Consider the following 26,842-nt stretch of genomic DNA (forward strand, 5'->3'; position numbering starts at 1 on the left):
ATTTTTATAAAAATTAGATATGCTTTTATTATATTTATAACACATAACCTCATCAATTTAAAATATGACGGATTTAACCTCAATTTCATTGAAGAAAATTCTATTGCCCATACTTTTCCTTTGTCTTTTTTCAGTCCCAGGATTCTCTCAGCAAACCCCTCCTAAACAGAAAAGTGAGTTTTGGCGCCATGTAAGATTTGGTGGCGGCATAGGCCTTGGATTTGGAGATGGGTTCTTCAGCGGAACATTAGCTCCAAGTGCCATTTATGAATTTAATTGGCAATTTGCTCTTGGTGTAGGACTTAATTTTTCCTACAATACTCAAAAAGATTTTTATAAATCTACCATTGTGGGAGGTAGCCTAATTGGACTTTTTAGGCCTATTGAAGAAATACAACTTTCGGCAGAGTTTGAAGAAATGAACATTAGCCGAAACTATGACAGCCGTTTAATTTACAAAGATGACAACTATTGGTATCCCGCCCTTTATTTGGGAACCGGTTACAGCACACACAATGTCACCATTGGGATTAGATATGACGTATTATACGATAGAGACAAAAGTATTTATGCTGACCCTTGGGCACCGTTTGTGAGGGTTTATTTTTAAGAATATTTGTTTCTGAACCACACCTTTTGCCATTCGCGCTTCAAAATCAAAAAGGTAACATCTTCAGAAAGCTTTAAGGTATCACTACCATCAAGTTGCTTTATTTTCTCCTCGGAAACATCTATAATATAAAGAAGGTTTAAATAGTCGGCGAATTTTTCATGGATCAGTTTATAGACCGTTTCCTGTAAAAGCAACTTTAAACTGGACGGCAACACCTGCTCATCAAAATCCAAATCGATATTGGCGTACAAAAAGTCCTTATTTAACTGCCTTATCAACTTTTTGTAAAGGTCTTGCTCATTAGCTTGAGCAATCAAATCATCATATGTTGATGGTAATTGCATTATACCTCTCTATCCATTAACTGTTCTCCAAATACTCGCAACACATCTTTTCGATCTGCAGGAATATTCAATTCCTCCAACACGGCAAACGCCAAATTAGTATAATGTTTTATAGCCTCCTTAGTAGCCTGCGCAGCGCCAGTTGATTCAAAAAACTGTTTAACAGTTTTAATTTTTTCAGAAGCATCCGTAGGTTGGATACCATATAAATGCTGTAGTTGCAAACGATCACTTTCCGAAGAAAACTCTAAAGCCTTAAGATATAAATAGGTCTTTTTGTTCTCGATAATATCCCCTCCTACTTGTTTTCCAAAACTTTTAGGATCCCCAAAAGCATCCAAATAATCATCCTGTAATTGGAAAGCAATCCCAAGATTTTTCCCAAACTCATAAACACCAGTCTGATCTTCCAAAGAAACCTCAGCAACAATCGCCCCCATCTGCATTGCAGCGCCAACCAAAACCGCAGTTTTATACTCAATCATTTTTAGATAGTCAGGAATGGACACATTATCCATTAACTCAAAGTCCATGTCGTATTGCTGTCCTTCACAAACTTCCAAAGCCGTTTTGCTGAACAACTTTGCCAGGGCTTGAAACACATGTGGCTCATAGTTTTCAAACAACTGATAAGCCAAAATCAACATGGCATCTCCAGACAAAATTCCGGTATTCAAATCCCATTTTTCATGGACGGTCTCATTCCCTCTTCTTAGCGGCGCATCATCCATAATATCATCATGAACCAAAGAAAAATTATGAAACACCTCAATACTCAAAGCCGCATGCAAGGCCTTCTCCACTTCACAACCAAACATTTCTGCCGTCATCAATGTAAGCACAGGTCGCAATCGCTTGCCGCCCAAATTGAGAATGTAATTAATAGGATTGTATAAAGAAACAGGCTCTCTTTGAACCGTAAAAGTCTGTAAATACTTGCTAAAAGTATCTTGGTAGTATTCCACGTTTTGCATCGGACAAAAATAAGGCAATTGACTCAATAGACACAAATGTTTCCTTTTATTATTATCATTATGTTAAAACCAAGGAAACTTTTTTTGTTTTTAAAGTTTCCATAGTATATTTGCCGCTTCTTATGAAAGATGATATTTTAAAAACCGCCTCCGAACTCTTTCTAACCTATGGTTTTAAGAGTGTTACAATGGACGAAATTGCCAACGCACTTGGCATGTCCAAAAAAACCATCTATCAATACTTTGAAAACAAAAACGTATTGGTAGAGGCTACGACCCTTTATATGTTCAATCTCATTTCTAACGGTATTAATGAGATACGAGCACAAAAACTCAACCCTATTGAGGAAATTTTCGAAATTAAAAGGTTCAGTATGCAACATCTTAAGGACGAAAAGTCTTCCCCTCAATATCAGTTGCAGAAGTATTACCCAAAGATTTTCGAATCACTGAAGAACAACCAATTTTGCGTTATGGAAGATTGCGTTGCCTGCAATTTAACCGCAGGGGTTGAGCAAGGACTATACCGAGACACCATTAACATACAGTTTGTCACCAAAATCTATTTTAACTGTATGATGGCCCTAAAGGACAAAGAACTGTTCCCGTTGAACCATTTCTCCATGCACGAGTTGATGAACCATTATTTGGAATATCACCTTAGAGGCATCTGTACCGAAAAGGGCTTGGAAATATTAAAAAAGTACACAAACACAAATCCATCATAATGAAACACAAACTGATCTTAACTTTTAGCCTGCTGTGCTCCTTGACCTTTTTTGGCCAGGAAGAGACACACGTCTTCAGCCTACAGGAAGCTATAGACTATGCTTTGGAGCATAACCGCTCCTCGATAAATGCCACGCGAGATATTGAAGCTGCCGAAAAACAAAAATGGGAAACCACAGCTACTGGACTCCCACAAATTGATGCTGGAGTAGATTACCAAAACTTTTTGAAACAGCAGGTGTCCTTGTTGCCTGCCTCGGCCTTTGATCCTTATGGAGGGCTTCGTCAATTAGAAGATTATTATGACCTTGATGGTTTACAGACGCAGCCAATTCCAGACGCACCCGAAGGATTTGTTCCTGTAACATTTGGAACAAAACATTCCATAACTGCGGCCGCCACCTTAAACCAAAAAATCTTTGATGGCTCGTATTTAGTGGGATTGCAATCGGCTAAAGTATTTTTGGAAATCTCTAAAAATGCGAAAGTGAAGACAGATCTTGAAGTGAGACAAGCCGTAATAAATGCCTATGTCAATGTGCTATTTTCAGAAGAAGCTTTGGAGATTTTGAACAAAAACTTAGCGGTTCTTCAAAAGAATTTGGAAGAAACCACCAAAATCTTTGAGAATGGTTTGGAAGAAGAAGAAAGTGTAGAGCAATTACAAATCACCCTTTCTGGCATTGAAAGCCAATTAAACAATACCAAACGTTTAAAAACCTTGGCTTACCAAATGTTCAACATCACATTGGGGATCGACTTAAATTCCAATACGACATTAACAGACGATTTGGCCATTCTAACAGAAGAAAACATGGACCTGGGCATTTTACAAGCCGATGAAAACATAGAAAATACCATAGACTTTAAAATTGCCAAAAACGATATGGTTTCAAAAGAACTATTATTGAAGTTGGAAAAAAGCAAATTCCTTCCTACACTAAATGCCTTTATCAACGCAGGATATGCAGGGTATAACGATGAATTTGGCTTTTTAAGAGGTGATCAACAATGGTTTGGTTCTTCACTGTTCGGTCTAAGTTTAAAAGTCCCTATTTTCAGTTCGGGAATGCGAATGGCTTCTACTCAAAGAGCCCGTATCAACTACGAAAAAGCACAAACCGACCTTACAGAAATAGAACAACAGCTGAAACTTCAAATTGCCTCTGCAAAAAGCGACTATCAATTGGCAATGGAAGAATACGAAAACAAAAAGAAAAATCTTAACCTCGCCGAACGTATCGAAACCAAAAACGAGACCAAATTCTTTGAGGGAGTTGGATCGAGCTTTGAGTTGAGACAGGCACAAACGCAACTTTACACGGCACAAGAAGAATATCTTCAAGCCATGATGCAGGTTATCAACACAAAAGCAGAATTGGAAACAGCACTTAACACAGTCCTTATAAACTAGTCAATCACAAAACACAGAACATTCAAATCATGAAAAACATATTTTCCATCATAACACTAGCATTTCTTTTGGTTTCTTGCGGAGGCGAGAAGAAAAAGAATTCCGTAGAAAATGTTTTAAGCTCAAACAACCTAGAATTAATTAGAACCAAAAGAGCCGAGGTTGTTGCCGAACAACAGGTCATTGCTGGCAAACTAAAACAATTGGATGAGGCTATTGCCAAATTGGATACTGTAAAGCACATGCCACTGATTACCTCATTTACGGCAAAAGAACAAGAGTTCAAACACATGTTGGACATACAGGGTAACGTGACTACCAAAAACCTATTGGTCATCACTCCAGAATTCAACGGAATCTTAACAGATATCTATGTTAAGGAAGGACAACAAGTAACCAAAGGTCAAATTTTAGCTAAAATTGACGACGGTGGATTGAGTCAACAGTTGGCGCAATTGGAAATTCAAGCTGAATTGGCCAAAACCACTTTTGACCGTCAAAAACGTCTCTGGGATGCCAATATTGGTAGTGAATTGCAGTACTTACAGGCAAAATCTTCGTACGAAGCACAAACCAAAGCCATCAACCAATTGCAACAACAAATTGCTAAAACAAGAGTAACGGCTCCTTTTAGTGGAACTATTGACGACATCATCACTGAAAAAGGAAGTGTGGTAGCAGCAGGACAATCGCAATTAATACGTTTGGTAAACCTTAAGGACATGTACATAGAAACGGATGTCCCAGAACGCTACATCACCGATGTTTCCAAAGGCAAAGAAGTAATTGTTGAATTCCCGTTATTGAACAAAACAATCAATACAGAGATTCGCCAGGCAGGAGATTATATCAACCCTGCCAACAGAACGTTTAAAGTACAGGTTGACATTCCAAACAAAGATGAATCTATCAAACCTAACTTGACAGCGCGATTAAAAATCAACGATTACACCAATGAGAAAGCCCTATTGATCCCGCAAAGTATCATTTCTGAAAATGCCAACGGCGAGCAATACATCTACGTCATCAATAACAAAAATGGTAATGGTGAAGGACAGGCCAACCGAGTGATCATCAAAACCGGAAGAACCCAAGGAGACGTCATTGAAGTCTTGGAAGGTATTGAAAACGGTGCTGAAATTATTGAAGAAGGTGCCCGTAGTGTGAAAGACGGACAAACTGTTAAAGTAATCACTTACTAATCCAACGACAATGACAGAAAAAAACAAAAAAATAGTGGACAAAGAATTCCGTTGGTCTTCTTGGGCCATCGACAACAAAACCACGATGTACGTCCTTATTGTGGTGATTTTCTACCTTGGAGTTGGCGCTTTTTTCGACATGCCTCGAGAAAGCTTCCCCGAGGTTAACGAAACCAAAATATATGTAAGCTCTGTATTCCCAGGGAATACTGCTGAAGATATCGAGAAACTCATCATCGATCCCCTTGAGGACAGGCTTAAAACGGTAAGCAACCTAGTTGAGCTCACTTCTACCTCTCAAGAAGATTACGGGATGGTAATTGTTGAGTTTGATGAAAACATAACTGTTGAAGAAGCCAAACAAAAGGTGAAAGACGAAATCGATCAGGAAACCTCAAGTGAAGATTGGCCAACCTTTAATGGTGCCAAAGTAGAACCAGATGTGTTCGAATTGAGCCTTTCAGAAGAAATGCCCATCCTGAACATTAACATTTCAGGAGATTACCCAATTGAAAAATTAAAGGAATACGGAGAATACCTTCAAGATGAAATTGAAGATTTATTGGAGATTAAAAAGGTAGACATCCGTGGTGCCCAGGAAAAGGAAGTAGAAGTTGCCGTAGACATCTATAAAATGATGGCCGCCGATGTTACTTTCAGCGACATTATCAATGCCATCAATAACGGAAACGTCACCATTTCTGCAGGAAATTTAAAAGCCAGTGGACAGCGTCGAACCATCCGTGTGTTGGGAGAAATTGAGTCTCCAAACGACTTGAAAAATTTCGTTGTAAAATCTGAAAATGGAAATGCCATCTACCTTAAAGATGTAGCTACTGTAAGTTTTAAGGAAGAAGACAGGACTACTTATGCTCGCGAATTTGGACAACCTGTAGTCATGCTGGATGTTAAAAAACGTGCAGGAAAGAACATGGTGGACGCTGCCAATCAAATTAATGTCATCGTAGACCACGCCATCAAGGATGTGTTTCCTCAAGATTTACAAGTTACCATCGCCAACGATCAATCTTCCGTAACCATTGGAAAAGTAGACGACTTGGTGAACAACATCATCTTTGGGGTAATCTTGGTAGTAATGGTATTGATGTTCTTCCTCGGATTTAAGAATGCCATTTTCGTAGGATTTGCCATCCCGATGTCTATGTTCATGTCCTTGATGATCCTAAATTTCTTCGGAATTTCATTAAACACCATGGTACTGTTTGGTCTTATCATGGGGCTAGGGATGTTGGTAGACAACGGTATTGTAGTGGTAGAAAACGTATACCGACTGATGGATGAAGAAGGTATGAGCCGTTTGGAAGCAGCCAAAAAAGGAATTGGAGAAATTGCCTTTCCTATTATCATTTCTACCGCCACCACTGTAGCTGCATTTATTCCATTAGGATTATGGCCAGGTTTAATGGGAGAATTCATGATGATTTTACCACAGACCCTATCCATTGTATTAGGTTCTTCATTATTTGTAGCCATCTTCTTCAATTCTGTTTTGGTATCACAATTTATGACCACCGAAGACAAAGATATGCCGCTGAACAAGATCATAAAACTCACGGCAATAATGGCCGTAATAGGTATTTTGGTCTTTATTTTTGGAGGTTCATACAAATCTTTAGGAACCCTTATGGTATTTACAGCCATCATGCTTTGGGTGTACCGATTATTCCTAAGAAAGTGGGCCAACAGTTTCCAAACAAAAACGTTGGTAAAATTGGAACGTTGGTATGAAGGACAATTACGTTGGGCACTCTCTGGCAAGAAACCAGTTTTGATAACCATTGCTACTTTTTCTGCATTGATAGCTTCGTTTATAGCCTTCGGAATATCATTGAAGGAACAACGTACCAAAGTAGAATTTTTCCCAGACAACAAACCAAACCAGATTATTGTCTACATAGAATATCCACAGGGTACCGCCATTGAAAAAACCAATGCCATCACCAAAGAGATTGAAAAGCGCGTTTATCAAGTACTAGATAATACTCAATATAAAGACGGCGACTATAATTTTATGGTAGAAAGTGCCGTGTCTCAAGTAGGTGAAGGTGCTGGAAATCCTCAAACCGATGGAGGTTCTTCGGCCGAAATGCCTCACAAGGCAAAAATTACCGCTTCCATGAGGGAGTTTAAATTCCGTAGAGGGGAAGATAGTGAGCTATTGCGCCAAAAAGTTCAGGAAGCACTGGTAGGCATCTATCCTGGAGTTTTGATTTCCGTAGAAAAAGATTCCAACGGACCACCAGCAGGTTCTCCTATCAACATTGAAATTGAAGGTGACGACTATGACGAACTGATCGCCACTGCCGAAAATATGAGAGAGTTTATCAACTCAAAAAATATCCAAGGTATTGACGAACTTAAAATAGACGTAAACAAAAACAAGCCTTCCATGAAGGTGGTAATCGACAGGGAAAAAGCGGGAGAACTTGGCGTAAGCGCTGCCCAAGTAGGACAACAATTGCGCAACTCCATCTTTGGTACCAAAGCCGGAATTTATAAAGAAGGTGGTGACGATTACGACATCTATGTGCGTTTCAATGAGGAAAACAGATACAATACAAGTGCTCTTTTCAACCAGAATATCACTTTTAGGGATAATACTGGAAAAATCAAGAGCATTCCCGTATCAGCGGTTACCAAACATGAAAACAACTCTGGATTTAGTGCCATAAAACACAAAGATACCAGACGTGTGGTAACAGTTCACTCGGCTCTGTCCCCAGGTTTTACGGATGCTGGAGCCATTGTAGCGCAAATTCAAAATGAAATGAAAACCTATGAAGGCTTGCCTGAAAACATCAAAATTGATTATACAGGACAAATTGAAGAACAGCAAAAACAAATGAAGTTTTTGGTGGGCGCCTTTTTTACTGGACTGGGATTGATTTTCTTCATCTTGATTTTCCAGTTCAACTCCATCTCAAAACCAGCCATCATCATGTTGGCCATATTCCTAAGTTTCATTGGGGTATTTGGTGGACTTGTAATTACTGGATGGGCTTTCGTAATCATGATGACCATGGTAGGAATCATCTCCCTTGCTGGTATTGTGGTTAACAACGGGGTGGTTCTACTGGATTATGCCCAACTTTTAATTGATAGAAAGAAAATTGATAGAGGATTGGATGATGATGAATACCTTACTGTTGAGGATCTATTTGAAAGTATCGTGAGAGCGGGTAAAGCGCGTTTACGCCCTGTATTGCTTACGGCAATTACCACCATTTTAGGATTGATTCCATTGGCAATAGGACTAAACATTGACTTTTTTAGCCTGTTCAGCGAATTCAACCCACACATTTATATAGGTGGAGATAACGTGCGCTTCTGGGGGCCATTGGCATGGACCGTAATCTTCGGACTTTTCGTTGCCACCTTCTTGACATTGATTGTGGTTCCGGTACTGTTTTTCCTATCGATGAAGTTAAAAATGTGGATTAGAAGTAAAATCTCACCTACTAAGCCCGAAATCGAAGAATCATTTTCGTTACAAGAGAAAGTTGAAGCTCACCCGAGCATTGATTAATAGCGGAGAAGGCCCTGACAAATGTTAGGGCTTTTTTATTTTTTAATCAGTTATCTTCATTAAATTTGCACTTCAAAATTTAAGGTATGTACAGAAGTCATAATTGTGGTGAATTGAATGCATCACACATCAATAGTGAAGTTACTCTTGCTGGTTGGGTACAAAAAGTGAGAGACAAAGGTTTTATGGTATGGGTAGATTTACGTGATCGTTACGGGATTACCCAACTTATTTTTGATGAAGAACGCACGCCAAAGGCCATTATGGAACAAGCCCAAAAGTTAGGTCGTGAGTTTGTGATTCAGGTAAAAGGAACCGTTATAGAACGTGCTTCCAAAAACCCAAATATGGCTACTGGTGATATTGAAATTTTGGTTTCGGAACTTACCCTGTTGAACGGTGCCAAACTACCACCTTTCACCATTGAAGATGAAACAGACGGTGGAGAAGAGTTGCGTATGAAATATCGTTACCTTGATATCAGACGTAATCCTGTTAAAAACAGTTTGATTTTCCGTCATAAAGTAACCCAAGAGGTTAGAAATTACCTTTCACAAGAAGGGTTTATTGAAGTTGAGACACCTTATTTAATAAAATCTACACCAGAAGGTGCCCGCGATTTCGTAGTACCAAGTAGAATGAACCCTGGACAGTTTTATGCCCTTCCACAATCGCCACAAACCTTTAAGCAATTGCTTATGGTAGGTGGTATGGATAAGTACTTCCAAATTGTAAAATGTTTTAGGGATGAAGATTTACGTGCCGACAGACAACCGGAGTTTACACAAATAGACTGCGAGATGGCTTTTGTTGAGCAAGAGGACATCCTTAACACCTTTGAAGGCCTTACCAGACACTTATTGAAAGAAGTCAATGGCGTTGAAATTGACCAGTTCCCAAGAATGCTTTATGATGATGCCATGCGTTTGTATGGAAACGATAAACCAGACATCCGTTTTGGAATGCAGTTTGGAGAACTTAACGAAGTAACCCAACATAAAGATTTCCAAGTATTCAATGCTGCTGAATTGGTAGTAGGTATTGCTGTGCCAGGAGGAAATGCCTTCACCAGAAAAGAAATCGATAAACTTATCGATTGGGTAAAGCGTCCACAAATTGGTGCCTTGGGAATGGTGTACTGTCGTTACAATGAAGATGGGTCTTTCAAATCTTCCGTAGATAAATTCTACGATCAGGAAGACCTTGCCAAATGGGCTGAAGTTACGGGAGCAAAACCAGGAGACCTAATCTGTATTTTATCTGGAAACACCCATAAAGTAAGAACACAGTTAAGTGCCTTAAGAATGGAATTGGCCGAGCAACTAGGCTTACGCAAACCAGACGAGTTCGCACCACTTTGGGTAATGGACTTCCCTCTTTTGGAATGGGACGAAGAAACAGAGCGTTACCACGCGATGCACCACCCGTTTACCTCTCCTAAACCAGGCCAATTGGAATTATTGGAAACCAATCCTGGCGAAGTAAAAGCAAATGCTTACGACTTGGTATTGAATGGAAATGAAATTGGTGGAGGTTCCATAAGAATTCACGATAAAAAAACTCAGTCCTTAATGTTTGACTATTTAGGGTTTACTCCTGAAGAAGCTAAAGCACAGTTTGGATTCTTGATGAATGCCTTTGAATATGGTGCCCCTCCACACGGTGGTTTGGCCTTTGGTCTTGACCGATTGGTTGCTATTTTGGGTGGTCAGGAAACCATTAGAGATTTTATAGCATTCCCTAAAAACAATTCCGGAAGAGACGTCATGATTGATGCACCTGCACCAGTAGACAATGCCCAACTGGATGAGTTAAGCTTAAAACTAAATCTAAATTCATAAAAAATTAAATCCTGCAAATTGCAGGATTTTTTAGTAGTTTTAGGTTATGCCTGCAAAATCGTTGTACAAAAGCTTGTTGATCTGGAGAGCCAAGCACATCTCCCATAAGCAATTTGTTTATTTCCTTAGTATATTGGTTGGTTTCACCTCCGGAGTTGGAGCAGTAGTGCTGAAAAACTTGACGCACTTTATCCAACATTTACTGGAAGGGCGTTTGGTGCAATCCATCCACCATGCTTTTTACTTTTTATTCCCCATCATCGGGTTTACTTTGGTATATCTGATCATTAAATATGTAATCAGAAACAAGGTGAGCCACGGTATTCCATCAACCCTATTTGCTATTGCGAAACGCAAAGGGATCATGAAACAATACCAAATGTTTGGGTCCATATTAACCGCGCCTATTACGGTTGGTTTTGGAGGATCGGTAGGACTAGAGGGACCAACTGTGGCTACCGGAGCTGCCATAAGTTCCAACATCGCACGCATGTTCCACATGAACCAAAAAACAAAAAACTTGTTGATTGGTTGTGCTGCTGCCGGAGCCTTATCGTCCATTTTCAAAGCGCCCATCGCCGCTATCGTATTTGCCATTGAAGTATTTAGTCTGGACTTGACCATCGCGTCCATGCTTCCATTATTATTGGCATCGCTTTCGGCAATCATGACCTCTTACTTTTTCTTTGGAAGCGACATTTTGTTGCCTTTTAGAATTGAAGATCATTTCAAAGCTTCCGATGTCCCCTTTTACGCCATTTTAGGTGTTTTTGCTGCGTTTACCTCCATTTATTTCACAGAAGCATATGAACGTATTCAAAAACTGTTCAAAAAGATAGACTCGCCAGTTAAAAGACTTTTGGTTGGAGGTGCCGCCATTGGAGTACTTATTTATTTCATCCCACCTCTTTACGGGGAAGGATTCGATGTTATGAACAACCTCATTGCTGGAAAACCAGAAAAAGCCTTGGTAAATAACTTCCTCCATTTGGACCTAAGCAATGTTTGGATTGTAATTGGGCTTTTGGCCGGATTAGTATTTTTCAAAATTATTGCCAGTTCCATCACTTTTGGCGCTGGAGGTGTTGGTGGTATTTTCGCCCCTACCCTTTTTATGGGAAGCATCATGGGAAATTGTATTGCAAAAGTCTTAAACCACACCATCCTAATCAACAATCCAGTTTCCGAAAGTAATTTTACACTTGTGGGAATGGCCGGATTAATGGCAGGAGTACTGCATGCTCCATTAACAGCTATTTTCTTGATTGCCGAATTAACAGGAGGTTATGAACTTTTCATTCCCTTGATGCTTACGGCCACTATTTCTTTCGCCATTACCAAATATTTCTACCCACATTCCGTTTATAGTATGGAGCTTGGCAGAAAGGGAGAACTTATTACGCATGATAAGGACCATGCGGTGTTAACACTCATGGACATCAATAAGGTAATTGAAACCAATTTCATCCCTGTGAATCCAGAAATGAACCTAGGTGACATTGTCCACAAAGCAGTAGTAAAATCTAGCAGAAACATTTTCCCCGTTGTGCGAAGTAAAGACCAAACCCTTAAAGGGATTATCTTATTGGACGATATTAGACAGGTAATGTTTGACCAAAGCCTTTACAATGAAATAAAAGCTGAAGAAGTCATGCAAAACCCTCCGGAAATCATCGATATTGAAAAGGACAAGATGACCGATATTATGAAGAAGTTTCAGGACAGTAACGCTTGGAACCTACCAGTTGTTAGGAATAATGTGTATGTTGGCTTTATTTCTAAATCCAAATTATTGACAGCCTACCGCCGCAAATTGATCAATATTACTCACTAAAACATGAAATACATTATTGCCATATCCTTTATACTTTCTCTAATTAGCATAGCATGTGGTTTTCTCTTGGAAGTTGACTATTCACAAAAACTCATTGGTTTTGGGGTAGTTGGACTTTTCTTTGTAGTGTTTCCTTTGTTTTCATACCACCGTTGGAAAGACAAAGACATGAAAGACTATATGATTAATAAAGAGAATCTAGAAAAAATGAGAAATCACAAAAAAAAATACTGATAATCAATTTTTTAAATAAAAATACAATTACTTAACACATTGTAAGATTATTAATCATACATTTATGTTTTAATAATAATTTTTTTTACCATGACTGGAACAGTTAAATTTTTCAATGATTCAAAAGGATTTGGATTCATTACCAACAACGAAACAGGAAAAGACATTTTCGTTCACGTATCAAACTTGAACGGTATTGAGCTACGTGAAGGCGATAGCGTACAGTACACAGAAGAAGAAGGAAGAAAAGGACCAGTTGCAGCAAACGTGCAAGTGGTTTAACGAGCATATATCTTTAAGCACAGTTTCAACGCTTAACAAATTTGTTAAGCGTTTTTTTATGTTTTTAATTCAAATTACGTTTTTCAATAAAAAAGCGTTTCATCAAACGTGAGGCTTCTTCCTCCAACACGCCACCTACCATTTTGGTTTTTGGATGCAGTTTTGTTTTTAAATTGATACACCCACGCTCTTCATCCCTGGCTCCATACACTATTTTTCCAATTTGACTCCAATACAAAGCACCTGCACACATTTGGCAAGGCTCCAAGGTCACATAAAGCGTGCATTTGTTCAAATATTTTCCTCCCAAAAAATTAGCAGCCGAGGTAATGGCTTGCATTTCCGCATGAGCAGTAACATCATTGAGCATTTCCGTTAAGTTATGTGCTCGGGCAATAATCCTATCATCCACCACAATTACGGCACCTACCGGAATTTCCCCTTTCTCAAAAGCATCTTCAGCCTCCTGCAAGGCTTTCTTCATAAAATACACGTCATCAAAAGGATTTTCCATAGGTATAAAATTGAATTCTGTATCCCAAAAATACGATTTCAAATGGTACATTTGTAATTATGTCCAAGTTATTAAATCACATACAATCTCCAAAGGATTTAAGGGAGTTAGATCCACATCAACTTCCCCAATTAGCGAAGGAATTAAGAGACTTTATCATTCATATTGTCGCTACCAAAGAAGGGCATTTAGGAGCCAGTTTGGGAGTGGTTGAACTTACCATTGCGCTACATTATGTGTTCAACACCCCTGAAGATTTATTGATTTGGGATGTTGGCCACCAAGCCTACGGACATAAAATATTGACAGGCAGAAGAGAGGTCTTTGATACCAACCGACAATTTGGAGGCCTCAGTGGATTTCCAAAGCGAAGCGAAAGCTCCTACGACACATTTGGCGTTGGGCATTCTTCAACATCCATTTCAGCAGCCTTGGGAATGGCCATTGTGTCCAAATTGAAAGGAGACACAACCAAACAGCATATAGCAGTGATTGGTGATGCTTCCATAGCTAGTGGGATGGCCTTTGAAGGCCTTAACCATGCAGGCGTAACCAATGCCAATTTATTGGTGATATTAAACGATAATGCCATTGGAATTGATCCTAGCGTAGGCGCACTGAAACAATATTTAACTAATGTTAAAAAAGGTACACAGAAACACGAAAATGTATTTGAAGCCTTAAATTTTAATTATTCAGGTCCTATTGATGGACATGATTTTTCCGCTTTGATTTCAGAGATGGAGCGATTAAAAACCATAGAAGGCCCTAAACTACTCCATGTCATTACCACCAAAGGAAAAGGATTAAAACAAGCCGAAAAGGATCAGGTGAAATACCATGCGCCTGGTAAATTTGATGCCAAAACCGGGGAGCTCTTCCCTAAACCAGATACCGTGCAACCTCCAAAATTCCAAGATGTTTTTGGACACACCATTGTAGAACTAGCAGAAAAAAACGAAGCCATTATTGGCATTACCCCTGCCATGCCAACAGGCAGCTCCTTAAAATATATGATGGAGCAGTTTCCTGATCGAGCCATTGATGTAGGGATAGCAGAACAACACGCCGTGACCTTGGCGGCAGGAATGGCCACCCAAGGCGCCGTGGTATTTTGCAATATCTATTCTACGTTTTTACAGCGAGCCTACGATCAGGTAATTCACGATGTGGCCATTCAAAACCTTCCCGTGATTTTTTGTTTGGACAGAGCAGGTTTGGTTGGCGAAGATGGTGCTACACACCACGGTTTGTATGATTTAGCATATTTAAGATGTGTCCCTAACCTCATTATTTTTGCACCTCGTAACGAAGTAGAATTACGCAACATTATGTATACCGCCCAATTAGGACTTGAACATCCTATAGCTATACGCTATCCTCGCGGAAGGGGCAATACCTTGGATTGGAAACAAGCTTTTGAACCTATTGAAATTGGCAAAGCCATAGAATTAAAACAAGGGAACAACATCGCTGTTCTAAGTCTTGGTTTTATTGCCGATAATGTCACGAAGGCCATTGAAAAACTGGAAATGAAAGACGATGTAGCCCATATTGACATGCGCTTTTTAAAACCTTTGGACGAAAGCATGTTACACCAAGCTTTCAATTCCTATTCTGAAATAATTACAATTGAGGACGGTTGTGAAAAAGGAGGTTTTGGAAGTGCTATTTTAGAATTTGCAGCTCGGTACAACTACAAAAACAATATAAGCGTTATGGCCGTTCCCGACATTGTTGTGGAACACGGTAGTATTGAAACCTTACAGCACCTTACTAAAATTGACGTAGATGCAATTGTAGAAAAACTAGAAACGATTATTCAGCGTCACTGTCTGTAGTAGCCATGTTAGGCTGCTCTGTAGCATTATAAATATCTACACTTTCATTCAATTGCGAATTCTTGCTAGATCGCATATCATCAAGCATCAATAAAAAGGCCACAGTAACAAAGAAAATAACAAGAGCTCCTAAAAGGTTCTTTTTCATCATTGTAGGATTAAAAAATAAACGACAGGACAAATATAATATTTAATCGATAAAAAACAAATTTCCTCGACAAAATACATTTTTATGTAAAAAAATCTCTGATTATCAGATTCTAAAACAGCACAAATGTAAGTGAAAATTACACAGATTTTCGCTTAAGCCCAGAAGTTATAAACAGCTTATTAACAATCCTTAAATATAATCCCCTCTTAGCTTTCTGTAAGTCAATATAGCATTGCTATCCGATAACTTTGAAATATAATTGGACACCGCCATAAGACTGTCGTAAGTTGAAACTTGAGAAGACTGTATCGTTTCAGGAAGCATTTTCAAAATCAATTTATTGTAATTAGAAGCAGTGCCATTGGCTGTATTACAGACTGCATCTGTAAACGCTGTTAACAGCCCATTGATTACTTCATAACCGGACACTTCTTTATCAATCACTTCGGAAGATTCGTAAATATTTTGAATGCTAATTTTTATAATATCACTAATCTGTGCCTCAAAACGACTTTTATCAAGAAGTGCCTGAGGAAATTCATCGTTTAAAATAGCTTCTTCATTGACCATAAACAACTCCACAGCTTCATTGATCAATGTATTAATAGCAAGCGCTCTTAGGTAACTAATGCGGTCCTGAGTATTCTGAAGGGCATTGTATTTTTCAGTGTTAATGGAATATCTAACCAAATTGATCAGGTATTCCAAAGCAAATTCTTCCTGTATTAAACCTAAGTTAATCCCATCTTCAAAGTCTATAATGGTGTAACAAATATCATCCGCCGCTTCTACCAAAAATGCCAACGGATGTCTAGAAAACCGAACCTCTCCTTTGTTTCCACGGGTAAGCAAGCCTAAATCGGTAGCAACATCCATAAAAACATCCTTTTCCGATTGGAAAAAGCCATACTTTTTGTCCACTATATGCTTGGTAGGTTTTTTGGGTAATGATTCCTTGGGATATTTCATGAATGCTCCCAAAGTGGCATAACTCAATCTAAGTCCTCCTTCTCTCCCACTTCTACTTTCTGTTAAGATTTTGAAGCCATTGGCATTCCCTTCAAAATCACACAAGTCCTGATATTCCTTGTCCGTTAATTGGGCTTTATACTTGGCACCGTTACCATTTCTAAAGAATTCACCAATAGCCTTTTCACCAGAATGACCAAATGGAGGGTTTCCAATATCATGAGCTAAAGCTGCCGCAGCCACAATAGCCCCAAAATCGTTGGCTTGATAACCGTGCACGGTTTGCAAATAAGGATATTTCTCCAGAAGCTTTTGACCTACTTTTCTACCCAAGGAACGTCCCACCACACTCACTTCCAAACTATGGGTAAGTCGTGTGTGAACAAAATCGGTTTTGGATAAGGGAATTACCTGGGTTTTATCCTGTAAGCTTCTAAATTCAGCCGAAAAAATTACGCGGTCATAATCCACTTCAAAACCCAAACGTGTTTCATCTTGTTCCTTGCGCAAACGTTTATGGGTATCGCCATAACGCTTTAAGGATAGTAAGTCCTCCCAATTCATTTTAAAAATTTTAGTCGTCGCAAGATACTCTTTTCAATGTTAAATTAATGTTTCCAAAAGTCAAAAATAGCCTCATCTCTTAACATTTGCCTAACCTTTTTATTACCTAGTTTTAATTATGTGTTAACATTGACTTTACAGTATGAAGGTTTCTTTGCACCGAATTACAACAACTATAATATGAGACAATTACTATTAGTATTTTCGGTGCTTTTCACCACCGTTTTTTTCGCCCAAAACACTGGTTCTGTGGCGGGAAAATTAACAGACAAAGACTTTAATAATGAACCGTTGGCCTTTGCCAACATTTTAATCAAAGGTACAACTACTGGTACTACTTCGGATTTTGATGGTCTTTATGCCATTGACAATCTAGAACCGGGCAGTTATACCTTAATATTTAGCTTCGTAGGGTACGAAACCCAAGAATTAACAGTTGAAGTTGTTGCAGGCAAAGTAACCCAGGTAGATGTACCTATGGGTGCGAGTGCCGCTTCTTTGGATGAGGTCATCATTACGACCACCACAAGAAAAGAAACTGAAGCAGCTCTATTATTGGACCAGAAAAAAGCCACTGGAATCAAAACCTCCATCGGTGCACAGGAACTTTCTAGAAAAGGCGTTGGTGACGTGGCAACTGCAGTTACCAAAGTTTCTGGAATCTCTCAACAAGAAGGTTCAGGAAGTGTATTCGTAAGAGGTTTAGGAGACCGTTACAACATCACAACCCTAAATGGTTTGCCATTGCCTTCAAACAATCCTGCAAACAAAAATATCGATTTGGATATCTTCAGCACCAACATTGTAGAGTTTATTGGTATCGACAAAACTTACAATGCGGCTAACTACGGGGATTTTGCAGGTGCAAATATCAACATTATCTCAAAAGACTATACAGGATCCGGATTCTTGCAATTAGGATTAAGCACTGGTGCAAACACAGAAGCTATTGGAACAGATGACTTCTATTTACATGAAGGTCCGAACTATAGCGGATTTTACACGACAGACTATCCTGATTACCCACTTAACAACTACAATTTCACCACAAGTTGGGATAGAGAAAAAGGGCCTATGCCTGTAAACTCAGGAATCTCTTTGGTTGGAGGAGAGACCTTAAGATTAGGAGACGAAACTAAATTGAGCTTCTTTGGAGTAGGTAACTACAGTAATGGCTTCACCTATAAAGAAGGTGTTTCCAGAGGAGGCGTGAACGCATCTGCAGTACCATTGAGTAATTTCGACTTCGAAAACTACGAGTATAAAACCAACACAACCTTAATGGGAAATATTGGTTTGAAGCACAAACAGCAATCCATCAAGTACAATGTACTTTACCTAAACTCTACAAGTCAAAAGCAATTGGAATACGATGGTGTAATCAACATTTATGATGACGCACCAGAAGGCGGAGGGATCATTCAGCGTTCAGTATTTGACAGAACAGAGTTGTTTGTAAACCAATTATTGGGAGACCATGCTATTGGTGAACAATTTGACATCAACTGGGGGGTATCCTATAACATGCTTTACAACAATGTGCCTAACAGAAGACAAACTACATTGCTACCTGTAAACCCTAACGACCCTGACGGACCAAAATCTATGCAATTGGTATCTTCTGCTTCCGACAACCACAGATTCTACCAAGATTTGAATGAAGATGAATTAGCCGCAAACATTGCCACTACATTCAAATTCAGCAAAAATGAAGATGACGTATATGCAGGAAAAGTGACTTTAGGTTACAACGGGAGAATGAAAAAAGTAAATTTTGAAGCAACACAATTCAACTTTAGAATTTCCCTAAGAGATGCCAACAACAACCTTATCACACAACCTGAAGTAGATCCTTATAACATAGACGCCTACTTTACTCAAGAAAATTTGAATGCCGGCCTATTTAGAATTGAGACCTTCCGCGGAAATGTAAATACACCAAACGCGTTAGATCCTCAGTTCTACAAAGGAGACCAAAACATTCATGCAGGATTTGTGAATTTTGAATATACTTTTTCTCCAAAATTCAGTGTAATTGCAGGACTTCGAGGAGAGCACATCACTCAAACTATTGGATGGGATACTTCCATAAGCTCGAGTCCAGAACCTGAGGACAACAAATTTGATACTTTTGAAATCCTTCCAGCTTTATCTTTAAAGTACGCAGTAAACGAAAAGCATAACTTAAAATTTGCAGCAAGTAAAACCTATACCTTGCCACAGTTTAAAGAACGTGCCCCTTTCCTTTACCAGGAAGTAAACCAGGATTACATAGGAAATCCAGACCTGTATGCTTCTACAGATTACAATGCCGATATTATTTGGGAATTCTTCCCAGAATCAGACGAGATTTTCTCTCTTGGAGCCTTTGGAAAGTATATTGAAAATCCAATAAACCAAGTAACAATCGCCTCTGCATCCAACGATATCAGCTGGGTAAACTCTGGAGATTATGCCATGGCTATTGGAGCTGAACTTGAAGTACGCAAAAACTTATTCAAAAGTGAAGTTGAAACAGACGATAGCACTTTAGCTACTGTTTTCTCTGCTGGTTTGAATGCAGCGTACATGTACACAGACCAAGAATTGAACGATGATAAAGTAGCGGAAGAAAATACAACAATAACCACAGTGTTCACTAACGAAAATGATCGTCTATCTGGAGCTTCAGACTTTTTAATGAATGCCGACATTAGCTTCAACAAAGACTTTTCAGAAGATAGAAACTTCATGACCACTTTAGCATTCAACTACTTTTCTGATCGTATTTATGCCTTGGGAGTTCAAGGAAGAGGAAACATGGTTGACAAAGGTTACGGCACTTTGGATTTTATTACCAAATACCAAATAAATGAGCACATCACTTTAGGAGCTTCTTTCAAGAACCTGTTGAACCCTTCTGTAGAACGTTATCAAGACACTCAAGATGTTAACGTCCTTACCTATAAAAAAGGTAGAGACTTTAAATTATCCTTGTCTTACCAATTTTAAGTAATTGTTAACAAACCAAATATTTATCAGTATATATTCATATTAAGTTAACCATTCTGTAATCTTCAATTTAAAGCTGTTACCGTATTTCGCTTTAAATTTTTAAAACAACAAAAAACACAATGAGAAAAAATTTATTTACCTTAATTCTTACAGTGGCGACTTTGATTTCTGTTGTATCCTGTTCTAGTGATGACGACAATGGGGGTTCACAAGCTACATGTAATGACGGGATCCAAAACGGAAATGAAACAGGTATCGATTGTGGAGGTGATTGTGAACCTTGCGAAACCTTAAGCATTTTGGAAGGAAATATCACTGACGATGTGACGTTGGATGCTTCTATAGAGTACCAATTAACCGGAGCATTAAAAGTTCTTAGCGGGTCTTTGACCATTCCCGCTGGAACTGTAATCAAGGCTACAGGTGGAACTTCAGCTTATATCGCTGTTGCTCAAGGAGCAAAAATATACGTAAACGGAGAGCCTAATAACCCAGTTATTATGACTTCTGCTGCAAATTCTCCTGCTGCCGGTGATTGGGGTGGATTGGTAATCTGTGGTAACGCTCCTACTAACAAAGGAACTTCTGTAACTTCTGAAGTTGGTGATTTAACTTATGGTGGAGATGTATCAAACGACAATTCTGGTTCTATCCGTTATTTAAGAGTTGAGTACACTGGTGCAACATACTCCAATTCAAAAGAATTTAACGGGGTATCTTTATTTGGAGTAGGTTCTGATACTACTTTTGAATATGTACAGTCTTACAACGGTGGTGACGACGGTATCGAGTTCTTCGGAGGAACTGTAGAAGGGAACTACTTAGTTTCTATTAACAGTGGAGATGACTCTATCGATTTTGCTGATGGTTGGAATGGAACTGGATCTAACTGGTACATCGCTGGTGGTGCTAAAGCTGGTATTGAAGGGTCTAACAACGGAGATAACGGAAATGCAACGCCTACAACTACTACCACATTGTCCAACATTACTGTAGTAGGACCTGTATCTGAAGGTGCACTTTACTACAAAGAAGGTGGTGGACACTTTACTATCAACAACTTTTACGTAAGCAATGTTAACCTAGGAGTTAAAGTTGTGGATACTGATGCTGAAGCAGCGGTTAGAATTGAAAATGGAGACTTAACCATCACTAACCTTCAATTTGCAGATACTGCTGAAGGCTTTATGACAACTGATTATACTGGAGACAACCAATCTTTCTATTCTGAAGGAATTGCCACTGGAGCCGGAAACGGTGCAGCTGCTCCTGATTGGGCTGCAGGATGGACTATTGGTTTAAGCAACAGTGGATCTGCTACTGAAAACTTAGCTGGTGAAATTACAGGAACTGTAACTCTTAGTGCTAATACTGAATACTTATTGACTAGTAGCTTAAAAGTAAAAGCTAACGGAACATTAAATATCCCTGCCGGAACTGTTATTAAAGCTACTGGAGGTGTTGCTTCTTTTATTGGAGTTGAACAAGGTGGAACTATCAACATTAACGGTGAGCCTAACAACCCAGTAGTAATGACTTCTGGAGCAGAGTCTCCTGCTGCTGGTGACTGGGGTGGATTGGTAATCTGTGGTAATGCACCTACCAACAAAGGGGTTTCTGTTACTTCTGAAGTAGGAGATATGACTTACGGAGGAAACGATACTAACGATAGCTCAGGATCTATCCAATACCTAAGAGTTGAATATACAGGTGCAACTTACTCGAACGCTAAAGAGTTTAACGGTGTGTCTTTATTCGGTGTTGGAGCTGGTACTACTTTTGAATATGTACAGTCTTACAACGGTGGTGACGACGGTATCGAGTTCTTCGGAGGATCTGTAGTAGGTAACTACTTAGTATCTATCAACAGTGGTGACGATTCTATCGACTTTGCTGATGGTTGGACTGGAAATGGATCTAACTGGTACATTAAAGGTGGCGCTAAAGCTGGTATTGAAGGGTCTAACAATGGAGATAACGGAAATGCTACTCCTACAACTACAACTACTTTGTCTAACATCACTATTGTAGGACCTGTTGGAGAAGGGGCACTTTACTTCAAAGAAGGAGGAGGAAACTTTACTATTGATAACTTCTACACTACTGGTGTAAACTTAGGTATCAAAGTTGTAGGTTCAGACGCTGAAGCTGCTGTAAGAATTGAGAACGGTGACTTAAGCATGACCAACGTAATGTTCGATAACACTGCTGAAGGGTTTATCGCAACTGACTATACTGGTGCTAACCAAGCGTTCTACACTGAAGGAACTGCTACTGGTGCTGGTAACGGTGCTGACGCTCCTGAGTGGGCTGCAGGTTGGACTACTGGATTATAATAACCATATCCATACAAATAAAAAAGCATCCTAACTAGGATGCTTTTTTTGTTATTAATTAACTATATAACGATTATTTGGAGGCCAAAGTACTTTTGGTAGCCCATTCATTAACACTAGCTACTCTATTGTTCAAATAATCAACTTCTTTTAATGTATCTTCTTCCCAAAAGAACCATTTTCCGGTCTTAACACCATTGTCATACTTTGCTGCAGCTATCTTCTTTCCATTCACATCATAACTATACCAATCACCCTGAAGTTTGCCGTCAAAGGTATAACTACCCGTTTGGCTAATGGTTCCGTTGTCATGATAATACACTACATCAATGACATTGGTTTCTTTATTTAACGTTAAAGTTCTTTCACTCTGTGCAAATCCAAGACTTACAAAAAGCAATGCTGCAAGTACGACTATCTTTCTCATGTTGCTTTGGGTTTAAGGTTCATATATATTCAAAGTTACAAAAAATTTACATTGAATAAACATTTACGTAACATTAAATTAACATTGAAACGTAATAACACTGTTTTTCTGACAGTTAAGACTTTGAGAATATTAAATGATATTAATAATTAGTTAATATTATCATTACATTAAAGTCATTTTATAATGGCAGATTTGCAGAGTCTTATGACAAACAATGAGAGATTCATATAATCTATTAGTTTTTGTCGACTATATTATAGTGAATTCTAGAGGCTACTTTTAACTAAGTAGCCTCTTTTGTTTAATGTTATAAACTTAATCTTCACATAACATTAAGTTAACATAGAGTTCAGTTCTTTGCCGCCGACAAAAACTAATACCCCTGATATGAAACTTAAACTTACTGCCCTAGCAGTTATGCTATGTTGTGCGCTTACTACTCACGCACAACAAACTGAAACAAACAGCCCAAAATTTGGTAAAGGTCTTTTCAACCTTGTAGGTAAAGATAGTACCTGGTCTATGAAGATTGGTGCCAGAATGCAATTCTTAGGCTCTGCGGTTTGGAATGAAGATGACGGAGATTTAGGAAATCCACAATCCAACATGTTGCTACGACGTGCCCGTTTAAAGTTTGACGGATATGCTTTGACCCCAAAACTTAAGTATAAAATAGAATTGGGTCTATCAAACCGTGATATGTCTGGCGCCTCTTACTACACCCACAATACCCCTCGTGTTGTTATGGACGCTGTAATGAAATGGAACTTCCACGAAAACTTCGTGCTTTGGTTTGGACAAACCAAACTTCCAGGAAACCGCGAGCGCGTTATTTCCTCTTCTAGCTTACAATTTGTTGACAGATCTATCCTTAACGCTGGTTTTAACATCGATCGTGATATGGGAATCCAATTACACCATCAAATAGCCATTACAGAGAAATTCGTTATTACCGAAGCATTGGCTGTATCCCAAGGAGAAGGAAGAAACGTTACTACCGGTAATTTAGGAGGTCATCAATATACAGGTCGTGTAGAGTTATATCCTTTTGGTAAATTTGAAGGAAAAGAAGACTATGTAGGAAGCGACCTAAAGCGCACAGCAACCCCTAAATTAGCCCTTGGAGTATCTTACGACTTTAACGACAATGCCGTAAGAATCCGAAGCAACAGCGGCTCTTACATGGAAACAGACACTGGTTTATTTGAAACCGACATCACAACCCTATTTGTAGATGCTATGTTCAAATACCGCGGTTTATCCATTATGGCAGAATATGCCGATAGAGAGGCCGATTCGCCTGTTGCTGTTAACAGCGATGGAACACCTACTGGAGACATTGTACAAATTGGATCTGGATACAATTTTTCTGCTGGATACCTATTCAAGAACAATTGGGAGCTTGCAGGACGTTTTTCCAACACCGATTTTAAAGAAATTACAGGAAGAGACACCACAAATGAGTATACTCTTGGACTTTCTAAGTATATTGTAGGTCATAAACTTAAGGTTCAAACGGATATCACTTATGCAGACAATGCAATTAAATCAGACAAGCTTGCTTGCCGACTGCAATTTGAGCTCCAATTTTAAGCAATTAAAATGATAACAATTAGGTAACGCACCTAATAAAAACACTATAGATATTTGCAAATTATTTGAAGTTAAATTATGGATAACATTTATTTATTAATGATAGTTGCCCTAGGCGTATTGGCCATAGCCGATTTGATTGTTGGGGTAAGTAACGACGCAGTAAACTTTTTGAACTCAGCCATTGGGTCCAAGGCGTTCTCCTTTAAAACCATCATGATTGTTGCCAGTCTTGGGGTAGCCGTTGGAGCCATATTTTCCAGTGGTATGATGGAAGTTGCCAGAAAGGGAATTTTCAACCCTGGAGAGTTCATGTTCAATGAAATCATGATCATTTTCATGGCCGTTATGATAACGGACATCCTGCTTCTAGACTTTTTCAATTCGGTCGGGATGCCAACATCAACCACGGTTTCCATTGTATTTGAATTACTTGGAGCTTCTGTTGCCATGGCACTGATTAAAATTGCCCACGATGGCGGAACCTTTACAGATGTTGTTAACTACATCAACACTTCCAAGGCAACCGAAATTATATTTGGTATTCTGCTCTCGGTAGTCGTAGCTTTCTCTATTGGAGCTTTGGTACAATGGGTTTCTAGACTTTTATTGTCTTACGATTTTGAAAAGAAAGCATCCTGGGTAGGTGGATTGTTCGGAGGATTTGCCCTAACAGCCATTACTTATTTCATCTTCATGAAGGGTATCAAAGGTACCAACTATGCCAAAGAAAGTTTTGACGTTTTAGGAGGCGAAACCATTAGCCACTTTTTAGAGCACCAAGTATTACTTATTGTAGCAATCAGCTTGGTATTTTGGTCTCTATTCTCTTTAGCTTTGATCAAATTTGCTAAAACCAACATCTATAAATTAGTAATCCTAGTAGGAACTTTTGCTCTAGCCTTAGCTTTTGCAGGAAACGATTTGGTAAACTTTATTGGTGTACCAATTGCAGGATGGCAGTCATTCCAAGCTTGGACGGCTTCAGGAGCAGCACCAGATGCCTTTGCAATGGCCAGCTTAGCTTCCAAAGTACCAACTCCAACATTCCTATTAGTAATCGCAGGTTTAGTAATGGTAGTAACACTTTGGTTCTCTAGCAAAGCTAAAGACGTTGTAAAAACATCTTTGGACCTTTCAAGTCAAGAAGCCACCAAAGAGCGTTTTCAACCTAATTTCTTATCCAGAATCTTTGTTAGAACTACTATCGTAGCATCTCAAGTTTCCTCTTATATATTGCCGAAATCATGGCAAGAGAAAATTGACAAGCAATTTGAAAAACCAGTTATCACCCTAAAAAAGGACAAAACTTACGAATTGCCTGCATTCGACTTAGTAAGAGCTGCCGTGAACTTAATGGTTGCCGCTGTATTGATTTCTATTGCGACATCCATGAAATTACCACTTTCCACTACCTATGTAACCTTTATGGTTGCCATGGGTACATCCTTGGCCGATAAAGCTTGGGGAGCAGAAAGTGCCGTATATCGTGTAGCAGGAGTATTAAATGTTATTGGAGGATGGTTCTTTACAGCACTTATCGCCTTTGTATCAGCTGCAGTTATTGCATACTTCCTAAACTGGAATGTAAAGGTAATGGTACCTGTATTGTTGTTATTAGCTACTATCATCTTGGTACGTAACTACCTAAAACATAACAAAAAATCCAAAGAACTTAAAGCTGAAGACCGTCTATTAAAAGCAGAAAGCAGTTCTGTACAAGGAGTTATCCATGAGAGCGCCAACAATATTGCCAATGTTGTGGAGAGAGGTAACAGAATCTACACCAACGCTATCAACGGTTTGGCAAGACAAGATTTGGCAATGCTTAAAAAGAATAGAAAGCAGGTAGTTAAATTATCTGAAGAAATTGATGAATTACGTGATAACATCTTCTATTTCATCAAAAACTTGGACGAATCCAGTGTTAGCGCAAGTAATTTTTACATCAATATTTTAGGCTACCTTCAAGATATGACCCAGTCTTTGGATTATATCTCGAAAGCGAGCCATAAGCACATCAACAATAATCACAAGAAATTAAAATTCAGCCAGATTAAAGAGTTGAAGGAAGTTGATGAGCGTTTTGAGCGTTTCTTCAAGAACACCAAAAATGCTTTTGAATCTCACTCATTTGCTGAAATTGGAAAAATCTTGAACAGAAAAGAAGAGATTGTTTCTTTGGTAACAGATAAAATCCAAAAACAAGTAGAACGTACTAGAACTGAAGAATCGAGCCCGAAAAACACGACGCTTTATTTCAGTATGCTATTGGAAACAAAAGACCTTCTTAATGCCACCATGAACTTATTGGAAGAGTATCACAATGCTCATGACAGTTCTGTGAAACCAGCAACCTTAGGAAAACTATTTGCCGGAAACGAAGAAGAATAAATTATACACCCTAAACAAAAAAAGCCATCTCAATGAGATGGC

General features: G+C 38.9%; 20 protein-coding genes. 14 read left to right on the forward strand and 6 right to left on the reverse strand.

Annotated features, from left to right (window positions below; genetic code table 11):
• Positions 1-64 precede the first annotated feature (64 nt).
• Positions 65-610, forward strand: coding sequence for a hypothetical protein (locus ZA06_RS04905; RefSeq protein WP_053976265.1), 546 nt, complete (start codon positions 65-67; stop codon positions 608-610).
• Here the strand turns inward: ZA06_RS04905 and ZA06_RS04910 are convergent.
• Positions 607-957 (reverse strand): hypothetical protein, encoded by a 351-nt coding sequence (locus tag ZA06_RS04910; protein WP_053976266.1) that lies wholly within the window; start codon positions 955-957, stop codon positions 607-609. The two genes, ZA06_RS04905 and ZA06_RS04910, sit on opposite strands and share 4 nt — an antisense overlap.
• Entirely contained in the window at positions 957-1,931 is a 975-nt protein-coding gene (locus ZA06_RS04915) for a polyprenyl synthetase family protein (RefSeq protein ID WP_053976267.1), read from the reverse strand. Before ZA06_RS04915 ends, ZA06_RS04910 begins: the two co-directional genes overlap by 1 nt.
• A 122-nt stretch (positions 1,932-2,053) precedes the next feature.
• Here ZA06_RS04915 and ZA06_RS04920 point away from each other — a divergent pair, with 122 nt between their 5' ends.
• The 8 genes from ZA06_RS04920 (at position 2,054) to ZA06_RS04955 (ending at position 13,014) form a co-directional block, all read left to right on the forward strand.
• The gene (locus ZA06_RS04920; protein ID WP_053976268.1) at positions 2,054-2,659 is read left to right on the forward strand and encodes a TetR/AcrR family transcriptional regulator; all 606 of its coding nucleotides are present in this window, start codon (positions 2,054-2,056) and stop codon (positions 2,657-2,659) included.
• Complete coding sequence (locus tag ZA06_RS04925) at positions 2,659-4,074, forward strand: TolC family protein (RefSeq protein WP_053976269.1); 1,416 nt, start codon at positions 2,659-2,661, stop codon at positions 4,072-4,074. Before ZA06_RS04920 ends, ZA06_RS04925 begins: the two co-directional genes overlap by 1 nt.
• A 29-nt stretch (positions 4,075-4,103) precedes the next feature.
• Entirely contained in the window at positions 4,104-5,276 is a 1,173-nt protein-coding gene (locus tag ZA06_RS04930) for an efflux RND transporter periplasmic adaptor subunit (protein WP_053976270.1), read from the forward strand.
• Positions 5,277-5,286: 10 nt separating this feature from the next.
• On the forward strand, positions 5,287-8,823 hold the full coding sequence (locus ZA06_RS04935; protein WP_053976271.1) for an efflux RND transporter permease subunit: 3,537 nt from the start codon (positions 5,287-5,289) through the stop codon (positions 8,821-8,823).
• Between the two features lie 86 nt (positions 8,824-8,909).
• Positions 8,910-10,664 (forward strand): aspartate--tRNA ligase, encoded by a 1,755-nt coding sequence (gene aspS, locus ZA06_RS04940; RefSeq protein ID WP_053976272.1) that lies wholly within the window; start codon positions 8,910-8,912, stop codon positions 10,662-10,664.
• 46 nt (positions 10,665-10,710) lie between these two features.
• Positions 10,711-12,498: a chloride channel protein gene (locus ZA06_RS04945; protein ID WP_053976273.1), complete on the forward strand. Its 1,788-nt coding sequence runs from the start codon at positions 10,711-10,713 to the stop codon at positions 12,496-12,498.
• Between the two features lie 3 nt (positions 12,499-12,501).
• Positions 12,502-12,732 carry a hypothetical protein gene (locus ZA06_RS04950; RefSeq protein WP_053976274.1) on the forward strand — a complete coding sequence of 77 codons (231 nt, stop codon included), beginning with the start codon at positions 12,502-12,504 and terminating at the stop codon, positions 12,730-12,732.
• Positions 12,733-12,822: 90 nt separating this feature from the next.
• A complete protein-coding gene (locus ZA06_RS04955; protein ID WP_053976275.1) occupies positions 12,823-13,014 on the forward strand; it encodes a cold-shock protein in 192 nt (63 codons plus the stop codon).
• A 64-nt stretch (positions 13,015-13,078) separates the two neighbouring features.
• On the opposite strand, the gene ZA06_RS04960 is transcribed toward ZA06_RS04955, so the two are convergent.
• Positions 13,079-13,528 carry a nucleoside deaminase gene (locus tag ZA06_RS04960; protein WP_053977070.1) on the reverse strand — a complete coding sequence of 150 codons (450 nt, stop codon included), beginning with the start codon at positions 13,526-13,528 and terminating at the stop codon, positions 13,079-13,081.
• A 59-nt stretch (positions 13,529-13,587) separates the two neighbouring features.
• On the opposite strand from ZA06_RS04960, the gene ZA06_RS04965 reads away from it, so the two are divergent.
• The gene (locus ZA06_RS04965; RefSeq protein ID WP_053976276.1) at positions 13,588-15,369 is read left to right on the forward strand and encodes a 1-deoxy-D-xylulose-5-phosphate synthase; all 1,782 of its coding nucleotides are present in this window, start codon (positions 13,588-13,590) and stop codon (positions 15,367-15,369) included.
• Here ZA06_RS04965 and ZA06_RS16890 read toward each other — a convergent pair.
• A complete protein-coding gene (locus ZA06_RS16890; protein ID WP_157503105.1) occupies positions 15,347-15,517 on the reverse strand; it encodes a hypothetical protein in 171 nt (56 codons plus the stop codon). The two genes, ZA06_RS04965 and ZA06_RS16890, sit on opposite strands and share 23 nt — an antisense overlap.
• Positions 15,518-15,709: 192 nt before the next feature.
• The gene (locus ZA06_RS04970) at positions 15,710-17,053 is read right to left on the reverse strand and encodes a deoxyguanosinetriphosphate triphosphohydrolase (RefSeq protein WP_053976277.1); all 1,344 of its coding nucleotides are present in this window, start codon (positions 17,051-17,053) and stop codon (positions 15,710-15,712) included.
• A gap of 180 nt (positions 17,054-17,233) precedes the next feature.
• Here ZA06_RS04970 and ZA06_RS04975 point away from each other — a divergent pair, with 180 nt between their 5' ends.
• On the forward strand, positions 17,234-20,044 hold the full coding sequence (locus ZA06_RS04975; RefSeq protein ID WP_053976278.1) for a TonB-dependent receptor: 2,811 nt from the start codon (positions 17,234-17,236) through the stop codon (positions 20,042-20,044).
• A gap of 122 nt (positions 20,045-20,166) precedes the next feature.
• The gene (locus ZA06_RS17075) at positions 20,167-22,383 is read left to right on the forward strand and encodes a hypothetical protein (protein ID WP_205625694.1); all 2,217 of its coding nucleotides are present in this window, start codon (positions 20,167-20,169) and stop codon (positions 22,381-22,383) included.
• A gap of 73 nt (positions 22,384-22,456) precedes the next feature.
• Here the strand turns inward: ZA06_RS17075 and ZA06_RS04985 are convergent, their stop codons facing one another.
• Positions 22,457-22,810 (reverse strand): toxin-antitoxin system YwqK family antitoxin, encoded by a 354-nt coding sequence (locus ZA06_RS04985; protein WP_053976279.1) that lies wholly within the window; start codon positions 22,808-22,810, stop codon positions 22,457-22,459.
• Positions 22,811-23,200: 390 nt separating this feature from the next.
• Here ZA06_RS04985 and ZA06_RS04990 point away from each other — a divergent pair, with 390 nt between their 5' ends.
• Complete coding sequence (locus tag ZA06_RS04990; RefSeq protein WP_053976280.1) at positions 23,201-24,406, forward strand: porin; 1,206 nt, start codon at positions 23,201-23,203, stop codon at positions 24,404-24,406.
• A gap of 78 nt (positions 24,407-24,484) precedes the next feature.
• Positions 24,485-26,800 (forward strand): inorganic phosphate transporter, encoded by a 2,316-nt coding sequence (locus ZA06_RS04995; protein ID WP_053976281.1) that lies wholly within the window; start codon positions 24,485-24,487, stop codon positions 26,798-26,800.
• Positions 26,801-26,842 lie beyond the last annotated feature (42 nt).

The sequence above is a fragment of the Mangrovimonas xylaniphaga genome, from assembly GCF_001280435.1.
Taxonomy (GTDB): Bacteria; Bacteroidota; Bacteroidia; order Flavobacteriales; family Flavobacteriaceae; genus Mangrovimonas_A; species Mangrovimonas_A xylaniphaga.

What these genes read in the sequence shown, in the direction of transcription:
- ZA06_RS04960 (WP_053977070.1), bottom strand. Translation starts at nt 13,528, where the DNA reads ATGGAAAATCCTTTTGATGACGTGTATTTTATGAAGAAAGCCTTGCAG.
- ZA06_RS04935 (WP_053976271.1), top strand. Translation starts at nt 5,287, where the DNA reads ATGACAGAAAAAAACAAAAAAATAGTGGACAAAGAATTCCGTTGGTCT.
- ZA06_RS04930 (WP_053976270.1), top strand. Translation starts at nt 4,104, where the DNA reads ATGAAAAACATATTTTCCATCATAACACTAGCATTTCTTTTGGTTTCT.
- ZA06_RS16890 (WP_157503105.1), bottom strand. Translation starts at nt 15,517, where the DNA reads ATGAAAAAGAACCTTTTAGGAGCTCTTGTTATTTTCTTTGTTACTGTG.
- ZA06_RS04975 (WP_053976278.1), top strand. Translation starts at nt 17,234, where the DNA reads ATGAGACAATTACTATTAGTATTTTCGGTGCTTTTCACCACCGTTTTT.
- ZA06_RS04950 (WP_053976274.1), top strand. Translation starts at nt 12,502, where the DNA reads ATGAAATACATTATTGCCATATCCTTTATACTTTCTCTAATTAGCATA.
- ZA06_RS04990 (WP_053976280.1), top strand. Translation starts at nt 23,201, where the DNA reads ATGAAACTTAAACTTACTGCCCTAGCAGTTATGCTATGTTGTGCGCTT.
- ZA06_RS04905 (WP_053976265.1), top strand. Translation starts at nt 65, where the DNA reads ATGACGGATTTAACCTCAATTTCATTGAAGAAAATTCTATTGCCCATA.
- ZA06_RS17075 (WP_205625694.1), top strand. Translation starts at nt 20,167, where the DNA reads ATGAGAAAAAATTTATTTACCTTAATTCTTACAGTGGCGACTTTGATT.
- ZA06_RS04985 (WP_053976279.1), bottom strand. Translation starts at nt 22,810, where the DNA reads ATGAGAAAGATAGTCGTACTTGCAGCATTGCTTTTTGTAAGTCTTGGA.
- ZA06_RS04970 (WP_053976277.1), bottom strand. Translation starts at nt 17,053, where the DNA reads ATGAATTGGGAGGACTTACTATCCTTAAAGCGTTATGGCGATACCCAT.
- ZA06_RS04945 (WP_053976273.1), top strand. Translation starts at nt 10,711, where the DNA reads ATGCCTGCAAAATCGTTGTACAAAAGCTTGTTGATCTGGAGAGCCAAG.
- ZA06_RS04910 (WP_053976266.1), bottom strand. Translation starts at nt 957, where the DNA reads ATGCAATTACCATCAACATATGATGATTTGATTGCTCAAGCTAATGAG.
- ZA06_RS04925 (WP_053976269.1), top strand. Translation starts at nt 2,659, where the DNA reads ATGAAACACAAACTGATCTTAACTTTTAGCCTGCTGTGCTCCTTGACC.
- ZA06_RS04965 (WP_053976276.1), top strand. Translation starts at nt 13,588, where the DNA reads ATGTCCAAGTTATTAAATCACATACAATCTCCAAAGGATTTAAGGGAG.
- aspS (WP_053976272.1), top strand. Translation starts at nt 8,910, where the DNA reads ATGTACAGAAGTCATAATTGTGGTGAATTGAATGCATCACACATCAAT.
- ZA06_RS04955 (WP_053976275.1), top strand. Translation starts at nt 12,823, where the DNA reads ATGACTGGAACAGTTAAATTTTTCAATGATTCAAAAGGATTTGGATTC.
- ZA06_RS04920 (WP_053976268.1), top strand. Translation starts at nt 2,054, where the DNA reads ATGAAAGATGATATTTTAAAAACCGCCTCCGAACTCTTTCTAACCTAT.
- ZA06_RS04995 (WP_053976281.1), top strand. Translation starts at nt 24,485, where the DNA reads ATGGATAACATTTATTTATTAATGATAGTTGCCCTAGGCGTATTGGCC.
- ZA06_RS04915 (WP_053976267.1), bottom strand. Translation starts at nt 1,931, where the DNA reads ATGCAAAACGTGGAATACTACCAAGATACTTTTAGCAAGTATTTACAG.